The following is a 236-nucleotide window of genomic DNA, read 5'->3' as shown; positions in this document are numbered from 1 at the left end:
AGCCGAGTTTGACGAGCGCTTCGCCCACGACTTCGACGGAACCGATATCGCGGTCATGCACGAAGTTCTGCTGCATGATCTCGCGGCAATACGCAGCGATCCATTCACGCTCGGCGCCGAGTAGCGCGACGCGCATCGCGAGCAGCGCGGCGCGCGGAAAAACGCTCGGACGTGTCAGGGCGATACCGTACTTGCGGCACTGCCGTTCCATATCCTTCCAGACGTAGGCGCCCTTC

Annotated in this window: 1 pseudogene; it reads right to left on the bottom strand. The window is 62.7% G+C overall.

Features of this window, described 5'->3' with window-relative positions:
• Nucleotides 1-236: pseudogene (locus tag SB822_RS60965) on the bottom strand (2-hydroxychromene-2-carboxylate isomerase); the annotation flags it as partial.

It is taken from the genome of Paraburkholderia sp. SIMBA_054 (assembly GCF_046534875.1).
GTDB classification, from domain to species: domain Bacteria; phylum Pseudomonadota; class Gammaproteobacteria; order Burkholderiales; family Burkholderiaceae; genus Paraburkholderia; species Paraburkholderia hospita.
This window is presented reverse-complemented; position numbering and strand designations above follow the sequence as displayed.